This is a genomic window from Enterobacter cloacae complex sp. SHL020 (assembly GCF_049236945.1).
GTDB classification, from domain to species: domain Bacteria; phylum Pseudomonadota; class Gammaproteobacteria; order Enterobacterales; family Enterobacteriaceae; genus Enterobacter; species Enterobacter dykesii.
This window is the reverse complement of record NZ_JBMKJF010000002.1, coordinates 14214-30155: the sequence shown is the minus strand read 5'-3', so window position 1 is coordinate 30155 and position 15942 is coordinate 14214. Positions and strand designations below refer to the sequence as shown.

The 15942-nt window shown below is 58.1% G+C and carries 15 protein-coding genes; 3 read left to right on the top strand and 12 right to left on the bottom strand.

Annotation, left to right across the window (positions count from 1 at the left end; genetic code table 11):
- Nucleotides 1-54 precede the first annotated feature (54 nt).
- From nqrM to ACOTZB_RS05175, 7 genes are read right to left on the bottom strand one after another with little or no spacing between them, the layout of a single operon-like run.
- Entirely contained in the window at nt 55-258 is a 204-nt protein-coding gene (gene nqrM / locus ACOTZB_RS05205; RefSeq protein WP_023615899.1) for a (Na+)-NQR maturation NqrM, read from the bottom strand.
- The gene (nqrF, locus tag ACOTZB_RS05200; protein WP_047653271.1) at nt 258-1481 is read right to left on the bottom strand and encodes an NADH:ubiquinone reductase (Na(+)-transporting) subunit F; all 1224 of its coding nucleotides are present in this window, start codon (nt 1479-1481) and stop codon (nt 258-260) included. The genes nqrM and nqrF overlap by 1 nt, the downstream gene beginning before the upstream one ends.
- A 10-nt stretch (nt 1482-1491) precedes the next feature.
- Nucleotides 1492-2088, bottom strand: a complete 597-nt coding sequence (gene nqrE / locus ACOTZB_RS05195; RefSeq protein WP_008500255.1) for an NADH:ubiquinone reductase (Na(+)-transporting) subunit E — start codon at nt 2086-2088, stop codon at nt 1492-1494.
- A 6-nt stretch (nt 2089-2094) separates the two neighbouring features.
- Complete coding sequence (locus tag ACOTZB_RS05190; RefSeq protein ID WP_014882676.1) at nt 2095-2733, bottom strand: NADH:ubiquinone reductase (Na(+)-transporting) subunit D; 639 nt, start codon at nt 2731-2733, stop codon at nt 2095-2097.
- On the bottom strand, nt 2726-3520 hold the full coding sequence (locus tag ACOTZB_RS05185) for a Na(+)-translocating NADH-quinone reductase subunit C (RefSeq protein ID WP_421626625.1): 795 nt from the start codon (nt 3518-3520) through the stop codon (nt 2726-2728). Before ACOTZB_RS05185 ends, ACOTZB_RS05190 begins: the two co-directional genes overlap by 8 nt.
- Nucleotides 3513-4748, bottom strand: a complete 1236-nt coding sequence (locus ACOTZB_RS05180; protein ID WP_421626624.1) for an NADH:ubiquinone reductase (Na(+)-transporting) subunit B — start codon at nt 4746-4748, stop codon at nt 3513-3515. The genes ACOTZB_RS05185 and ACOTZB_RS05180 overlap by 8 nt, the downstream gene beginning before the upstream one ends.
- A 3-nt stretch (nt 4749-4751) precedes the next feature.
- Nucleotides 4752-6095, bottom strand: coding sequence for a Na(+)-translocating NADH-quinone reductase subunit A (locus ACOTZB_RS05175; RefSeq protein WP_421626623.1), 1344 nt, complete (start codon nt 6093-6095; stop codon nt 4752-4754).
- A gap of 298 nt (nt 6096-6393) precedes the next feature.
- On the opposite strand from ACOTZB_RS05175, the gene dpaA reads away from it, so the two are divergent.
- The gene (gene dpaA, locus ACOTZB_RS05170; protein WP_023334609.1) at nt 6394-7134 is read left to right on the top strand and encodes a peptidoglycan meso-diaminopimelic acid protein amidase; all 741 of its coding nucleotides are present in this window, start codon (nt 6394-6396) and stop codon (nt 7132-7134) included.
- Here the strand turns inward: dpaA and ACOTZB_RS05165 are convergent.
- Both ACOTZB_RS05165 and lpcA read right to left on the bottom strand, forming a co-directional pair.
- Complete coding sequence (locus ACOTZB_RS05165; RefSeq protein ID WP_023310496.1) at nt 7105-7872, bottom strand: class II glutamine amidotransferase; 768 nt, start codon at nt 7870-7872, stop codon at nt 7105-7107. The two genes, dpaA and ACOTZB_RS05165, sit on opposite strands and share 30 nt — an antisense overlap.
- A gap of 46 nt (nt 7873-7918) precedes the next feature.
- Nucleotides 7919-8497, bottom strand: a complete 579-nt coding sequence (gene lpcA, locus ACOTZB_RS05160; RefSeq protein WP_010427884.1) for a D-sedoheptulose 7-phosphate isomerase — start codon at nt 8495-8497, stop codon at nt 7919-7921.
- Between the two features lie 239 nt (nt 8498-8736).
- Between lpcA and fadE the strand changes: the two genes are divergently transcribed.
- The gene (gene fadE, locus ACOTZB_RS05155; RefSeq protein ID WP_421626622.1) at nt 8737-11181 is read left to right on the top strand and encodes an acyl-CoA dehydrogenase FadE; all 2445 of its coding nucleotides are present in this window, start codon (nt 8737-8739) and stop codon (nt 11179-11181) included.
- A 108-nt stretch (nt 11182-11289) separates the two neighbouring features.
- Nucleotides 11290-12060, top strand: coding sequence for an amidohydrolase (locus tag ACOTZB_RS05150; RefSeq protein WP_214577607.1), 771 nt, complete (start codon nt 11290-11292; stop codon nt 12058-12060).
- Nucleotides 12061-12497: 437 nt separating this feature from the next.
- Here the strand turns inward: ACOTZB_RS05150 and ACOTZB_RS05145 are convergent, their stop codons facing one another.
- The 3 genes from ACOTZB_RS05145 to ACOTZB_RS05135 are packed head-to-tail and all read right to left on the bottom strand — an operon-like array spanning nt 12498 to nt 15928.
- A complete protein-coding gene (locus ACOTZB_RS05145) occupies nt 12498-14099 on the bottom strand; it encodes a gamma-glutamyltransferase family protein (protein ID WP_421626934.1) in 1602 nt (533 codons plus the stop codon).
- A gap of 9 nt (nt 14100-14108) precedes the next feature.
- Complete coding sequence (locus tag ACOTZB_RS05140) at nt 14109-14984, bottom strand: ABC transporter permease (RefSeq protein WP_421626621.1); 876 nt, start codon at nt 14982-14984, stop codon at nt 14109-14111.
- Between the two features lie 2 nt (nt 14985-14986).
- Nucleotides 14987-15928, bottom strand: a complete 942-nt coding sequence (locus tag ACOTZB_RS05135; protein ID WP_023310491.1) for an ABC transporter permease — start codon at nt 15926-15928, stop codon at nt 14987-14989.
- Between the last annotated feature and the right edge of the window lie 14 nt (nt 15929-15942).

Below are 15942 nucleotides of genomic sequence, written 5' to 3'. Positions count from 1 at the left end.
AGCAGATGTGAGAACGCCGGGTGGCGGCTTTGCCTTACCCGGCCTACAAAAAAATTAAATAATGCGCTGCTGTTCGCGGGCCATCCTTTTCTTCCGCGCATCGCACGGTTCCGGGCAGTCGCAAACCTTTTCCATCCCAATAGAAGAAATACCGCCGCAGCTGCCCTGAATGCTTTTCCGCTTAACGATCCAGCCTAACGACATGCCGAAGATGACAAGCACAAACACCACAAAGGTTGCCAGAAACGTCAGCATCATCAGCCTCCAAAGTCATCGAGCAAGATGTTCTCATCTTCGACACCGAGATCTTTCAGCATCTTAATCACGGCGGCGTTCATCATCGGCGGACCACACATATAGAACTCGCAGTCCTCAGGCGCCGGGTGCTGTTTGAGGTAGTTTTCATACAGCACGTTGTGGATGAACCCCGTATAGCCCGTCCAGTTATCTTCCGGCTGCGGATCGGAAAGCGCCACATGGAAGGTGAAGTTCGGGTTTTCACGCGCCAGCTGTTCAAACTCATCTTCATAGAACATCTCGCGCAGCGAGCGCGCCCCGTACCAGAAGCTGATCTTACGCTGGCTACCCAGCCGCTTGAGCTGGTCAAAGATGTGCGAGCGCATCGGGGCCATACCGGCACCGCCGCCGATAAAGACCATTTCCGCGTCGGTATCTTTCGCGAAGAACTCCCCGAACGGGCCGGAGATCGTCACCTTATCGCCAGGCTTCAGGGACCAGATGTATGACGACATGACGCCCGGCGGTGCATCCGGCACATTCGGTGGCGGCGTGGCGATACGCACGTTGAGCATGATGATGCCCTTCTCTTCCGGGTAGTTGGCCATCGAGTAGGCGCGCAGCGTCGGCTCTTTCACCTCCGATACAAAGCGGAAGAGATTGAATTTGTCCCAGTCGGCGCGGTACTCATCCGGCACGTCAAAGTCCGCATAGGCCACAGCGTGCTCCGGGCACTCAATCTGAATGTATCCGCCGGCGCGGAACGGGACATGCTCGCCTTCCGGCACCCGCAGCTTCAGCTCTTTTATAAAGGTGGCTTTGTTATCATTAGAGATAACCTCGCACTCCCATTTTTTGACGCCGAAGATCTCTTCCGGCAGCTCAATCTTCATGTTCTGGCGCACCGCGACCTGACAGGCCAGACGACAGCCCTCTTTTGCCTCACGCTTTGTGATATGCGCCAGCTCGGTTGGCAGAATATCGCCACCGCCCTCTTTTACCGTCACGCGGCACTGCCCGCAGGAACCGCCGCCGCCGCAGGCTGAGGAGACAAAAATGCCGTTACCGGAGAGCGTGTTGAGCAGCTTGTCTCCCGCCGGCGTGCGGATCTGATTCTGCGGCTCGTCGTTAATATCAATGACCACGTCGCCGGAATTCACCAGCTTCGCGCGCGCCGCCAGAATAAGCCCTGACAGCACCAGTACAATCAGCGTGAACATCACCACGCCAAGGATAATTTCCATCTGTTTGCCCTTATAGCTGCACACCGGAGAAGGACATAAAGCCCAGCGCCATCAGCCCGGTGGTGATAAAGGTGATCCCCAAGCCACGCAGACCTGCAGGCACGTTGGCATACTTCATTTTCTCGCGGATCCCCGCCATGGTGACAATCGCCAGCATCCAGCCGATGCCGGAACCAAAACCGTACACTACGGATTCGCTGAAGTTGTAATCACGCTGCACCATAAACGAGACGCCGCCAAAGATGGCGCAGTTCACCGCGATCAGCGGCAGGAAGATCCCCAGCGCGTTGTAGAGCGACGGGAAATACTTATCGAGGATCATCTCGAGGATTTGCACCAGCGCCGCGATCACCCCGATAAAGGTGATGAAGTTCAGGAAGCTGAGATCAACTCCTTCCACCAGCGCGCCGTCCCGCAGCACAAAGTTGTACACCAGATTGTTGATCGGTACAGATAAGCCGAGCACCACGGTAACCGCGATACCGAGACCAAAGGCCGTCGACACTTTTTTGGAAACCGCAAGGAACGTACACATGCCGAGGAAAAACGCGAGCGCCATGTTTTCAACAAACACCGCCCGCACAAACAAACTCAGGTAATGAGCCATCGTCGGTTACTCCTTTTCCTGCTGTTCTGGCTTCAGCGTACGAATCAGCCAGATCAACAAACCGATAATGAAAAACGCGCTAGGGGCCAGCAGGAACAGGCCGTTTGGCAGATACCAGCCGCCGTTCTGCACCGTGTCGAGCACCGTGATGCCAAACAGCTTGCCGCTGCCAATCAGCTCGCGCAGGAACCCAACGGTAAGCAGGATCACGCCGTAGCCCAGGCCATTGCCGATGCCGTCCATAAAGCTCGCCAGCGGCGGCATTTTCATGGCGTAGGCTTCCGCACGCCCCATGACGATACAGTTGGTGATAATCAGCCCGACAAACACCGAGAGCTGTTTGGAGGTTTCATAGGCAAAGGCGCGTAGCAGCTGATCGACCACGATCACCAGCGAGGCGATGATCGCCATCTGCACGATGATCCTCACGCTGTTGGGGATATGGTGGCGAATCATCGAGATAAACATGCTGGAGAACGCCGTGACCAGCGTTACCGCCAGCGTCATCACGACTGCCGTTTCCAGCTTGGTCGTCACCGCCAGAGCCGAACAGACACCCAGCACCTGGAGCGTGATCGGGTTATTGGCTAACAGTGGGCCAATGAGCACCTTTTTAACTTCTTTCAGTTCACCGGTATCAGCCATTGTTCAGCGCTCCTTCACGTACGTTTTTCAGGAAAGGACCAAAGCCCAGCTCGCCCATCCAGAAATCAAAACTGTGCTGCACGCCTTTTGAGGTGAGCGTGGCGCCGGAAAGCCCGTCAACGGCGTAGTCGTCACCGGGACGTGCCGCCCCTTTCATCACCTTCAGCGCAGGCAGGCCGTTATCGTCGAGCACTTTCTTGCCGACAAACTGTGCCCGCCAGTTAGGGTTTTCAACTTCGCCACCCAGCCCCGGCGTTTCGCCCTGGTCGTAATACGTAATGCCTTTGACCGTGCGGCCATCGGTATCAAGGGCCACAAAGGCATACATCATTGACCACAGACCGTTACCGTAAACAGGCAGTACCACTTCCTGAATACGTTTTTGGGGGTCGCGAACCAGATAAATTTCGGCAAGGTTGCTGCGACGCTTAATCCCGGCGGGATCTTGCGATGCATCCAGCGTCAGGCTCATCTGTGGATCTTTCAGCGCCAGCGCCTGGTTGAATGTTGCCGGGTCTTTATCCAGCAGTTCACCTGTTTTTAAATCCACCAGACGCGCCGAAATACGTTCGGCAAAGACGGCCGAAACGTCGTCTGCGCTCATTCCTTCCTGCATCAGTCCGGCGACGGCCAGAATGTTGCGCTGTTTATCCAGCGCACGTTGCTCCTGCTGCAGGGGTTTTAACCCCACGGCAGAACCGGCCACGACAATAGAACAGACCAGACAGAGCACCAGCACCACCAGCAGCGTTTTGCTGATGCTGTCGTTATTTTTAACTTCAGCCACGCGCCTTCCTCCGCTTAATGTTGGCCCGCACCACCAGGTAATCGAAGAGCGGCGCAAACAGGTTGGCAAACAGAATGGCCAGCATCATCCCTTCCGGGTACGCCGGGTTAACCACGCGGATCAGAACGCACATCGCGCCAATGAGCACGCCATAGCTCCATTTACCTTTATCTGTAAACGAGGCAGAGACGGGGTCCGTCGCCATAAACATCATGCCGAACGCAAAGCCACCCAGCACCAGATGCCAGTACCACGGCATGGAGAACATCGGATTGGTGGTCGAACCGATAACGTTGAACAGGGTGGCAGTCAGCACCATGCCGATCATCACGCCCGCAACGATCCGCCAGGAGGCCACGCGACCAAAAAGAATGATCGCGCCGCCAAGCAAAATCATCAGCGTAGAGACTTCTCCGATAGAGCCCGGAATATTGCCAATAAAGGCATCAAACCAGGTGACTGGCTGACCCGTTGCGTTGTTAACCAGCGTTTCGCCGCCGTGTGCCGCCCACTGTGAAAGCGGCGTCGCGCCGGAAAAACCGTCTGCCGCCGTCCACACGAGGTCGCCCGAGATTTGCGCCGGATAAGCAAAGAACAGAAACGCGCGTCCCGCCAGCGCCGGGTTGAGGAAGTTCCGACCGGTGCCGCCGAAGATCTCTTTGGCTATCACCACGCCGAAGCTGATGCCCAGCGCCGCCTGCCAGAGCGGCAGCGTCGGGGGAACAATCAGGGCAAACAGGATAGAGGTAACGAAGAAGCCTTCATTGATCTCATGTTTACGGATAATGGCAAACAGCACTTCCCAAAAGCCGCCCACGACGAATACCGTGATGTAAATCGGCAGGAAGAACACCGCGCCCAGCATCATCATGCTGATCCAGCCCGCGTCTGGCGCAAAGTTCACCCCTAACGACTGGGCTAGACGGTAGTGCCAGTCGGACTGGATCACCTGCGCCAGCTGCTGTGCATCGTACATGTGGTGCAGCGCCGGAATGGTCTGCAGGCCAACGTTGTACATGCCCCAGAACATCGCCGGGAAGACGGCAAACCACACCAGAATCATCATGCGTTTCAGGTCGATGGCATCGCGAACGTGCGCCGCCCCTTTCGTCACCAGGCCCGGCGTGTAGAAAATGGTCGTCGTTGCTTCATATAACGGGTAGTACTTTTTGAGCTTCCCTTCGGTAAAGTGCGGCTCAATTTTTTCAAAGAGGTGTTTTAAGCCCATCGGTTATCCTTCCTGCTCAATGCGGGTTAACACCTCGCGCAATACCGGTCCATATTCGTATTTGCCCGGACAGACATAGGTACAGAGCGCCAGATCTTCTTCGTCAAGCTCCAGACAGCCCAGCGCCTGCGCGCCGTCGGTATCGCCGGCCAGAAGATCGCGCAGCAGCACGGTGGGAAGAATATCCAGCGGCATGACGCGCTCGTAGTTGCCAATCGGGACCATGGCGCGCTCGCCGCCGTGCGTGCTGGTTGAGAAGCTAAACAGCTTATTACGCAGGAAGTGGCCCAGCGTGGTCCGGGTGACGGAGTATTTTTCTGCGCCTGGCAGAACCCAGCCAAACAGCTCTTTCTCACGCCCTTCCTGCACAATGCTGACCTGCAAATGGAAGCGTCCCAGGTACGCGTGCGCATTGACAGCATGGCGGCCGCTGAGGACCGATCCGGAAATCAGGCGGTTTTCGCCCTCTTTCGTTTCCCCCACCAGTAGTTCGTTGATGTCAGCGCCCAGCAGCGTCTTCACCAGGCGCGGGTTTGCGGCCTGCGGTCCGCCGATGGCGATTATCCGTTCAGCGCAGAGTTCGCCCCTAGTAAAGAGCTTACCGATGGCGATGACGTCCTGATAGTTAAGGTGCCAGACCTGTTTCGTCAGGCTTACTGGCTCAAGGAAATGGATGTGCGTCCCGACCAGACCCGCCGGATGCGGGCCAGCAAACTCATTAAACGTGACCTGCCCCTGCGGATGGCCGCCAAGCTTGCCGCCGCCGGCCTGGCAGACGTGCACTTTTCCGGACGTGAGGCGGGTTAAAACGGTCAGACCGGCGTCAAAGGCTTTACGCTGCGCCAGGATAACCGGCTGCGGATCCACGCTGAGCGGGTTGGTGTCGACGGCCGTGACGAAAATCGCGGCCGGTTCCGTGCCCGGAACAGGGGATTTGCTGAAGGGGCGCGTACGAAGCGCGGTCCATAAACCGGACGCCAGGAGCTGTTCCTGAACGGCGTCACGGTTCAACGACGCGAGTTCTGCGGTGTCGTAATGGGCAAATTCACGCTTTTCATCGCCCTCAATGCGGATAACCACCGACTGCAGAACGCGACGCTCGCCGCGGTTGATGGCAACAACGGTGCCGCTCGCGGGGGCCGTGAACATCACGCCGGGATTTTTTTTGTCCTCAAAGAGCGGCTGTCCTTTGATAACGCGATCGCCCTCCTGTACCAGCATTGAAGGACGCATACCCAGGTAGTCTTTGCCCAAAATGGCGACATGACGGACGCTTACGCCTGTCGAAACGTGCTGCGCTGGCACGCCTGCAATCGGCAGATCAAGTCCTTTTTTAATTTTAAACATGTGGTTAGCAGGTTTCCATGAACAACAATCCAGTGGGCGCAAAGTGTAACATTTTCCCCTTCCCGCGGGCAGGGAATCCGCCGTCGCGCGCGCCAAATTGCGACCTAATGCGCAAAGTTCCTGGAGCCATCGCAATTTTGATGGTTTATAAAGTAAAACTAATTTGTAAACTCACCGCCCGGCTCTTGCGAAAATCTATAGCGGTGCTAATGTGAGCGCTCCTAACAGAATAATCTGATTTCGGGTCTCTTTTGCCGTCCTGGCAAGTTGGTCATGGTTTTATCAAGGAACTAGTAGTATGCGTAAAATCGCATTGTTCATTGCGATGCTTCTGATGCCGTGCATGTCGTTTGCCGGGCTGCTCAGCAGTAATAGCTCAACGACGCCGATCAGCAAAGAATATAAACAGCAGTTAATGGGATCGCCGGTTTATATTCAGATCTTCAAGGAAGAGCGCACTCTCGATCTGTTTGTCAAAATGGGCGAGACATATCAGCTGCTTGATAGTTACAAAATTTGTAACTATTCCGGCGGACTGGGGCCAAAACAGCGTCAGGGCGATTTCAAAAGTCCGGAAGGGTTCTACAACGTTCAGCGCAGCCAGCTCAAGCCTGACAGCCGCTTCTATAAAGCCATTAACATCGGCTTCCCGAATGCCTATGACCGTGCACACGGTTATGAAGGTAAATATCTGATGATCCACGGTGCCTGCGTGTCTATCGGCTGTTATGCGATGACCGACTCCGGCATTGATGAGATTTTCCAGTTCGTGACGGGCGCGCTGGTCTTTGGGCAGCCTAACGTACAGGTCAGCATCTATCCGTTCCGCATGACGGACGCCAACATGGCGCGTCACAAGTACTCATACTACGCGGATTTCTGGAAACAGCTGAAGCCGGGTTACGACTACTTTGAGCAGACCCACAAGCCACCTGTGGTCTCTATCGTCGATGGCCGTTACGTGGTCAGCAAACCGCTGAGCCACGAAGTCGTCCATCCACAGCTGGCGTCAAATTACACGGTCCCCGAGACAAAATAGCACCCACTCGCCTGGCATAATCTTTTGCCAGGTTTCGTTGCCCGTCAGCGGCTGCGTTGCGATAACAGTGACCACATCGTTCGGTGTGGTCTCCTTCTGAAAGTCTATCTCCACATCCTGATCGAGCAGCGTCGCAACGCCAAACGGCGCACGGCGGGTGATCCAGAACAGATTCGTCGAGCAGAACGCCATCACATAGCGGCCGTCAGAGAGCAGCATGTTGAACACGCCTTTTTCACGCAGTTCAGATGCCAGCGTCGCGATATATTTGAACACGGCAGTCATGTTGCCGGGCGTGCGGGGATAGCGCTCCGTCAGCTTGTGCAGCAGCCAGCAGAAGGCTTTTTCGCTGTCCGTTTCGCCTACCGGGCGGAAATTGCCCGTTTCCAGCGACTTATAGCCCGTGAGCTGCCCGTTGTGCGCATAGGTCCAGTTACGGCCCCACAGCTCGCGGGTAAACGGATGGGTATTTTCCAGCGCCACTTCGCCACGGTTAGCCTGACGGATGTGGGCGATCACCGAGCGGGACTTGATGGGATAGTCCTGCACCAGTTTGGCAATCGGTGAGTTAAAGCTGGGCTGTGGATCTTTGAACGTGCGACACCCTTTGCCTTCGTAGAAGGTGATGCCCCAGCCGTCTTTATGCGGCCCGGTTCCTCCACCGCGCTGAACCAGCCCGGTGAAGCTAAAGCAGATATCGGTTGGCACATTGGCGCTCATCCCGAGCAGTTCGCACATACAACACCTCCACAACAGCGGGGGCAAGAGTGCCCCCAGCGAAGTCTTACTTAACCATCTCTTTTTCGATCAGTTGAATCAGGATGTGGATCACTTTGATGTGAATTTCCTGAATACGGTCAGCATAACCGAAGTGCGGAACGCGAATTTCGACATCCGCCGTACCGTCCATCTTACCGCCATCTTTACCGGTCAGGGTGATGACTTTCATCCCTTTTTCACGCGCGGCGGCGATCGCTTTGATCACGTTGCCGGAGTTACCGGAGGTAGAGATCCCCAGCAGCACGTCGCCTTCACGGCCTACCGCTTCAACGTAGCGAGAGAAGATGTGGTCGTAACCGAAGTCATTGCCTACGCAGGAGATGTGGCTCACGTCTGAAATCGCAATCGCCGGGTAGCCCGGGCGGTTTTCGCGATAGCGTCCCGTCAGCTCTTCTGCGAAGTGCATAGCGTCACAGTGGGAACCGCCGTTACCGCAGGAAAGCACTTTGCCACCGGCTTTGAAACTGTCGGCCAGCAGGACCGCTGCGCGCTGAATAGCGTGAATATTGGCATCATCTTTTAGAAAGTTAGCCAGCGTTTCCGCCGCTTCGTTCAGTTCGTTACGAATAAGATCCTGGTACATGAGGATAATCCTTCAGTATTGATGAAATAACACAGTGGAGTGTACCGGATAGCGGGAAAAGCGAGAAGCTAAAGCCATGCGAATCGTCCGGCGTTTTGATTTTTTGTGCCGGCTAAAACGCGAACAATGTGAACCAGGTTGTAATTATTTTGTAAACACATTGCTAAAGGAATTCACATCAACTACAACCATATCATCACAAGTGGTCAGACCTCCTACAAGCAAGGGAGCTTTTCTTTATGATGATTTTGAGCATTCTCGCAACCGTTGTACTGCTCGGTGTGCTGTTCTATCACCGCGTAAGTTTATTCCTGAGCAGCCTGATTCTTCTGGCCTGGACGGCTGCGCTTGGCGTCGCAGGCCTCTGGAATATCTGGCTTTTAGTCCCTCTCGCTATCATTCTTCTGCCATTTAACCTAGCCCCGATGCGTAAATCCATGATCTCCGCGCCGGTGTTCAAGGGCTTCCGCAAAGTGATGCCGCCAATGTCGCGTACCGAGAAAGAAGCGATTGACGCGGGCACCACCTGGTGGGAAGGCGACCTGTTCCAGGGCAACCCGGACTGGAAAAAGCTGCATAACTATCCGCAGCCGCGTCTGACCGCTGAAGAACAGGCCTTTATTGATGGCCCGGTGGAAGAAGCGTGCCGCATGGCGAACGATTTTGCCATCACCCATGAAATGGCCGACCTGCCGCCTGAGTTATGGGCGTATCTGAAAGAACATCGCTTCTTCGCGATGATCATCAAGAAAGAGTACGGCGGTCTGGAGTTCTCCGCTTACGCTCAGGCTCGCGTCCTGCAAAAGCTGGCGGGCGTTTCCGGGATCCTGGCGATTACCGTTGGCGTGCCTAACTCCTTAGGCCCGGGTGAACTGCTGCAGCATTACGGTACCGAAGAGCAGAAAGATCACTACCTGCCGCGTCTGGCACGCGGTCAGGAAATCCCTTGCTTCGCGCTGACCAGCCCGGAAGCGGGCTCCGATGCGGGCGCGATCCCGGATACCGGCGTGGTCTGCATGGGCGAGTGGCAGGGCGAGCAGGTGCTGGGCATGCGCCTGACCTGGAACAAGCGTTATATCACCCTGGCGCCTATCGCCACCGTGCTGGGTCTGGCCTTTAAGCTCTCTGACCCGGAAAAACTGCTGGGCGGTGAAGAAGATCTGGGCATTACCTGTGCGCTGATCCCAACCTCTACCCCGGGCGTTGAAATTGGTCGTCGTCACTTCCCGCTGAACGTGCCGTTCCAGAACGGTCCGACCCGCGGCCAGGACATCTTTGTGCCGATTGACTACATCATCGGCGGTCCGAAAATGGCCGGTCAGGGCTGGCGTATGCTGGTGGAATGTCTGTCTGTGGGTCGCGGCATTACCCTGCCGTCGAACTCAACCGGCGGTCTGAAGTCGGTCGCGATGGGGATTGGCGCATACGCCCACATCCGCCGTCAGTTCAAAATCTCCATCGGCAAGATGGAAGGTATCGAAGAGCCGCTGGCGCGTATCGCGGGCAACGCCTACGTGATGGACGCCGCTGCTTCTCTGATTACCTACGGCATTATGCTCGGCGAAAAACCGGCCGTGCTGTCCGCGATTGTGAAGTACCACTGTACCCACCGCGCGCAGCAGTCGATCATTGACGCGATGGATATCGCGGGCGGTAAAGGCATTATGCTCGGCGAAGGCAACTTCCTGGCGCGCGGCTATCAGGGCGCACCGATTGCCATCACCGTGGAAGGGGCAAACATCCTGACCCGCAGCATGATGATCTTCGGTCAGGGCGCAATCCGCTGCCATCCGTACGTGCTGGAAGAGATGGCTGCCGCGCAGAACAACGACGTGGATGCCTTCGATAAGCTGCTGTTCAAACATATCGGTCACGTGGGCAGCAACAAGGTACGCAGCTTCTGGCTGGGCCTGACGCGCGGTCTTACCAGCGCGACGCCGACGGGCGATGCGACCAAACGTTATTACCAGCATCTGAACCGACTGAGCGCCAACCTGGCTCTGCTGTCTGACGTCTCCATGGCGGTGCTGGGCGGTAGCCTGAAGCGTCGCGAGCGTATCTCTGCCCGTCTGGGGGATGTGCTGAGCCAGATCTTCCTGGCCTCTGCGGTCCTGAAGCGCTACGACGACGAAGGCCGTCAGGAAGCGGATCTGCCGCTGGTGCACTGGGGCGTTCAGGATGCGATGTATCAGGCTGAACAGGCGATTGACGACCTGCTGGCGAACTTCCCGAACCGCTTTGTGGCGGGCGCCCTGCGCGTGGTGATCTTCCCGACCGGTCGTCACCACCTGGCGCCGTCCGACAAGCTGGACCACAAGGTGGCGAAGATCCTGCAGGTACCGAGCGCAACCCGCTCCCGTATCGGTCGTGGTCAGTATCTGACGCCTACGCCGCATAACCCGGTGGGTCTGCTGGAAGAGACGCTGCTGGACGTGATGGCTGCCGATCCGATTCACCAGAAAATCTGTAAACAGCTGGGCAAAAACCTGCCGTTTACCCGTCTGGACGAACTGGCAAAACAGGCGCTGGCCGGCGGCATTATCAATAAAGATGAAGCCGCTCTGCTGGTGAAAGCCGAAGAGAGCCGTCTGCGCAGCATTAACGTGGATGATTTCGAACCGGACGAGCTGGCGACGCAGCCGGTAAAGCTCCCGGAGAAGCACCGCAAGCCTGAAGCAGCGTAACGCGTTTCGCTTGTACAAACCCCGCCTCGCGCGGGGTTTTTTATTGCCACATTTTCTCGTAATGACGTGCTACAGTGTCAAAAAGCGGTCTTTTGAGGAGTCTGTATCGTGCCTGGTTTGAAGATTTCGATTTTGCAGCAACCTTTAGTGTGGATGGATGGCCCCGCCAACCTGCGCCACTTTGATCGTCAACTGGAAGAGATTACCGGGCGCGATGTAATTGTCCTGCCGGAGATGTTCACCACCGGCTTCGCTATGGAAGCGGCACAACAGTCAATGCCGCAGGATGAGGTGGTCGCCTGGATGCATGCCAAAGCGCAGCAGACCAACGCGCTGATCGCCGGGAGCGCCGCCCTGCAAACGGATCGCGGGCCGGTGAACCGCTTCCTGCTGGTGGAGCCGGAAGGGAACGTGCATTTTTACGATAAACGCCACCTGTTCCGCATGGCGGATGAGCATCATCACTATGAAGCGGGTCACGAACGCGTGGTGTTCGAGTGGCGCGGCTGGCGTATTTTGCCGCTGGTCTGCTACGACCTGCGCTTCCCGGTGTGGTCGCGCAACCGCAACGATTACGACCTGGCGCTGTATGTTGCCAACTGGCCTGCACCGCGCTCCCTGCACTGGCAGTCGCTGCTGGTAGCGCGCGCGATTGAGAACCAGGCGTACGTGGTGGGCTGTAACCGCGTGGGAACCGACGGCAACGGGCATCACTATCGCGGCGACAGCCGGGTGGTGAATCCGCAGGGCGAGATCATCGCCACCGCTGAGCCGCATCAGGCGACGCGGATTGATGCGGAGCTGTCATTGACGGCGCTGAAGGAGTATCGGGAGAAGTTTCCGGCGTGGCAGGATGCGGATCCGTTTAGCATTGGGTGAAATTTTCCCCTCACCCCGCCCCTCTCCCAAAGGGTTGAGGGATCCCCGGTAATTTTTTTAACCGGAAGCGGTGAATGTTGCTTCAGGAAAATGAATGGCTTACAGCGATGCCCTGGTCCGGCTGTAAATCGCCGAGGCGTTTCCGTAAGGCCGGGGCGAGGCGCAGGGATGCGCCGAGAGGGCGTGGCCTGCAGGGATGCAGGCTCATGCCCGACCCGATAGCCTGAAGGAATAAGCTGAGGGAACCGCGAAGCGGCGATTTACCGCCGGGAGCCCGGGTCGCCAGGGTGGTGGCGATTGAGCCACCCTGGCACGTTCACCGGTCATGTCGTTACAGAGTAGCAAGGAACATGAAGTGAACGGAATGACCACCAGAACCGTATGTTCTTTCCCCCTCACCCCAGCCCTCTCCCTCAAGGGAGAGGGAGGATAAAACATTAACTCACCAACGCCTGCCCGTCTTTGCGGCTTTCCGTCGCGGCCACGTAGTGTCCTTCCGGCAGGCGATAAATCACCTGCGCCCCGCCGAAGTTGTAATCCTGAAGCGGATCTTCCACCACGATCTGATGCCCCCGCTCGCGCAGCGCGGCGATGGTATTGCGATCGAAGGTCGATTCAACGATCACCTCCCTGCCCTGCACCACGCGCCAGCGCGGGGCATCGATTGCCGCCTGCGGGTTTTGCCCGTGCAGCATAATGCGCAGCGCCATCTGCATGTGCCCCTGCGCCTGCATCGGGCCGCCCATCACGCCGAAGGACATCAGCGGCTGGCCGTTGCCGTCCATCGCAAAGCCCGGAATGATGGTGTGGAACGGTCGCTTGCTGCCCGCCAGCGCGTTCGAGTGATTGGGATCCAGCACAAACCCGCAGCCCCGGTTTTGCAGGCTGATCCCCGTATCCGGCACCACGATGCCTGAACCGAAGCCCATGTAGTTGGACTGAATAAACGACACCATCATCCCGCTGGCGTCGGCGGTGCTGATGTAGACCGTGCCGCTCTGGGTCGGGGAACCGTAGACAAAATCAGAGGCGTGCTCGTGATTGATAAGCGCCGCGCGCGACTTCAGATAATGGTCGCTCAGCAGCTCTTTCGCCGCGAACGCCATGTGTTCTTCATCCGCCACGTAGCGGTCGAGATCCGCCAGCGCCAGCTTCATCGCCTCAATGGACAGGTGCAGGGACTGCACGGAATCCGGATGATGCTTCTCAATGCCGCACTGCTCCAGAATGCCGAGCGCGATCAGCGTGGCGATCCCCTGCCCGTTTGGCGGCAGCTCCTGCACCGAACCGCCCGCGAAGTCGCGCGACAGCAGCTCTACCCAGTCCACGCGGTGGTTTGCCAGATCTTCAGCCGTCAGGTGCGCGCCGTGTTCTTTAGCGAAAGCGGCAATTTTCTGCGCCAGCTCGCCGCGGTAAAAGGCTTCACCGTTGGTGCGGGCAATCAGCTCCAGCGAGTTCGCCTGCGCCGGGTTACGGAAGATTTCCCCCACGCGCGGGGCGCGGCCTTCCGGCGCGAAACAGGCGCTAAAACCCGGCTGATCTTTCAGCTTGCTATAGCCGCGCTGCCAGAGATGGCCGATCAGCGGGGAGACAGGGAAACCGTTGCGCGCGTAGTCAATGGCAGGCTGCGCCAGCGTGGTCAGCGGCAGCGTGCCGAAGCGTTCCGCCAGCGCCACCCAGCCGGATACCGCGCCCGGCACGGTCACCGCGTCCCAGCCAATTTCCGGCACCGCGGTTTTTCCGGCAAACAGATCCGCATGCCAGCTCGCAGGCGAACGACCGGACGCGTTCAGGCCGTGCAGCTTTTCGCCGTCCCAGACGATGGCAAAGGCGTCGCTGCCGATCCCGTTGCCGGTCGGCTCAACCACCGTCAGCGCCATCGCGGTGGCAATGGCCGCATCCACGGCGTTGCCGCCCAGCTGCAGCATCTTCATTCCCGCCTGTGCCGCCAGCGGCTGCGACGTGGCGACGGCGTTATGGCCCATCATCGGCGGGCGGCGTGAAGCGTAACCGGACGTAAAATCAAGCGCTTTGGTCATCATGACTCCTTAGTCGTGGCGCGGATCGAGCGCATCGCGCAGCCCGTCGCCGAGTAAATTAAAGCCCTGCACGGCAAGGAAAATCGCCACGCCGGGGAAAACGGACATCCACGGCGCCTGCTCCAGAAACCCTTTTGCGGTGTTGAGCATGGAGCCCCATGACGGATTGGGCGGCTGCTGCCCCAGCCCTAAAAACGACAGGCTGGCTTCGGCGATAATCGCCGAGGCAATCGCCAGCGTGGCCTGCACCAGGATCGGTGACATCACGTTTGGCAGGACGTATTTGATGATGATCCAGCGGTCCGGCAGGCCAATCGCCCGCGCGCCGTCGATGTACTCTTCGTTGCGAATGGCGATCACCTGCCCGCGCGTCAGGCGGGCGAAGATCGGCATCGCCGAAAGACCGATGGCGATCATCGCGTTGGTCAGGCTCGGGCCCAAAAATGCCCCCAGCGCGATCGCCATGATCAGGAACGGACAGGCCAGCAGCGCCTCGATAAAGCGCGAGATCACCCCGTCCCACATCTTCTGGAAGTAGCCCGCCACCAGCCCCAGCGGCACGCCGATAACCACAGCAATCACCACCGACATACAGCCCGCCATCAGCGAGGTGCGCGCCCCCCAGATAATGCGGGATAAAATGTCGCGCCCCAGTTCGTCGGTGCCGAACCAGTACATCGCCGACGGCGCTTTGCGCACCGCCAGGAAGTTAGCCTTGACCGGATCGAACGGGGCGATCCACGGCGCCAGGAGCGCCACCAGCACAAAGAACCCCACCACTACCGCGCCAATCACCGCGCTTTTATTGGCAAGAAATTTCTTCAGCACCCGGCTCTGCGCGCGCGGCAGCGCGGGCGTAACGGTTTGCGTCGTCAGTTCCGCCATGGTTAACCTCTCATTTTCGGGTTGATGAGGACGTAGAGCACGTCGGCCAGCAGGTTCAGCATCAGGAAGCCGATCGCCACGATCAGCACCACGCCCTGCACCACCGCGTAGTCACGGTTGAATACCGAGTCGACGATCATCTTGCCGAAGCCCGGAATGGTGAAGACCTGCTCGGTCAGCACCGCGCCGCCCAGCAGCTCGCCGAACAGCAGCGTGGTGAGGGTGATGACCGGTACCAGCGCGTTGCGAAACGCGTGCTTCAGGATCACCGCCTTTGGCAGCAGCCCCTTAGCGCGCGCGGTGCGGATGTAATCCGCCTTCAGGACCGCAATCATCGAGGCGCGGGTATGGCGCATCAGCGTCGCCGCAAGGCCGGTTCCGAGCACGGACGCGGGCAGCAGCAGCGTGCGCAGGTTCTGAAGCGGATCTTCACTGAACGGCACGTAGCCGGATGCGGGCAACCACTGCAGGTTCACCGAAAAGACCAGAATAAGCAGGATCCCCAGCCAGAAGTGCGGGATCGAGATCCCCGAGATCGCCACGAAGTTCGCCCCGTGATCGACCCAGCTGTTTTTGTTCACCGCCGCGAGGATCCCCATGCTGATGCCAAACACCAGCGCGATAATCATCGCCAGCAGGGACAGCTCCAGCGTGACCGGCAGCTTGCTGGCGATCAGCTGCGTCACCGGTTCGTGCGTGCGTAAGGAGACGCCCAGATCGCCCTGCAGCGCCCGCGTCAGCCAGTGGAAATACTGCACGGGAATGGGCGCATCGAGATTCAGCTCCGCGCGCAGCTGAGCGATGACCGCCGGGTCGCGCTCCTCCCCGGCCATGGCGATCAGCGGGTCGCCGGGCAGCAGCTTTTGCAGCCCGAACACCATCATGCTCACCAGCAGCAGGGTTGGTATAGCCAGCAGCAGACGTTTGCAAATCAATTCCAGCATGGGTTCTCCTCAGG

Bases quoted from the DNA above. Each gene is read 5' to 3' on its own strand.
- nqrM (WP_023615899.1), bottom strand. From the start codon at position 258: ATGATGCTGACGTTTCTGGCAACCTTTGTGGTGTTTGTGCTTGTCATC.
- nqrF (WP_047653271.1), bottom strand. From the start codon at position 1,481: ATGGAAATTATCCTTGGCGTGGTGATGTTCACGCTGATTGTACTGGTG.
- nqrE (WP_008500255.1), bottom strand. From the start codon at position 2,088: ATGGCTCATTACCTGAGTTTGTTTGTGCGGGCGGTGTTTGTTGAAAAC.
- ACOTZB_RS05190 (WP_014882676.1), bottom strand. From the start codon at position 2,733: ATGGCTGATACCGGTGAACTGAAAGAAGTTAAAAAGGTGCTCATTGGC.
- ACOTZB_RS05180 (WP_421626624.1), bottom strand. From the start codon at position 4,748: ATGGGCTTAAAACACCTCTTTGAAAAAATTGAGCCGCACTTTACCGAA.
- ACOTZB_RS05175 (WP_421626623.1), bottom strand. From the start codon at position 6,095: ATGTTTAAAATTAAAAAAGGACTTGATCTGCCGATTGCAGGCGTGCCA.
- dpaA (WP_023334609.1), top strand. From the start codon at position 6,394: ATGCGTAAAATCGCATTGTTCATTGCGATGCTTCTGATGCCGTGCATG.
- ACOTZB_RS05165 (WP_023310496.1), bottom strand. From the start codon at position 7,872: ATGTGCGAACTGCTCGGGATGAGCGCCAATGTGCCAACCGATATCTGC.
- lpcA (WP_010427884.1), bottom strand. From the start codon at position 8,497: ATGTACCAGGATCTTATTCGTAACGAACTGAACGAAGCGGCGGAAACG.
- fadE (WP_421626622.1), top strand. From the start codon at position 8,737: ATGATGATTTTGAGCATTCTCGCAACCGTTGTACTGCTCGGTGTGCTG.
- ACOTZB_RS05145 (WP_421626934.1), bottom strand. From the start codon at position 14,099: ATGACCAAAGCGCTTGATTTTACGTCCGGTTACGCTTCACGCCGCCCG.
- ACOTZB_RS05140 (WP_421626621.1), bottom strand. From the start codon at position 14,984: ATGGCGGAACTGACGACGCAAACCGTTACGCCCGCGCTGCCGCGCGCG.
- ACOTZB_RS05135 (WP_023310491.1), bottom strand. From the start codon at position 15,928: ATGCTGGAATTGATTTGCAAACGTCTGCTGCTGGCTATACCAACCCTG.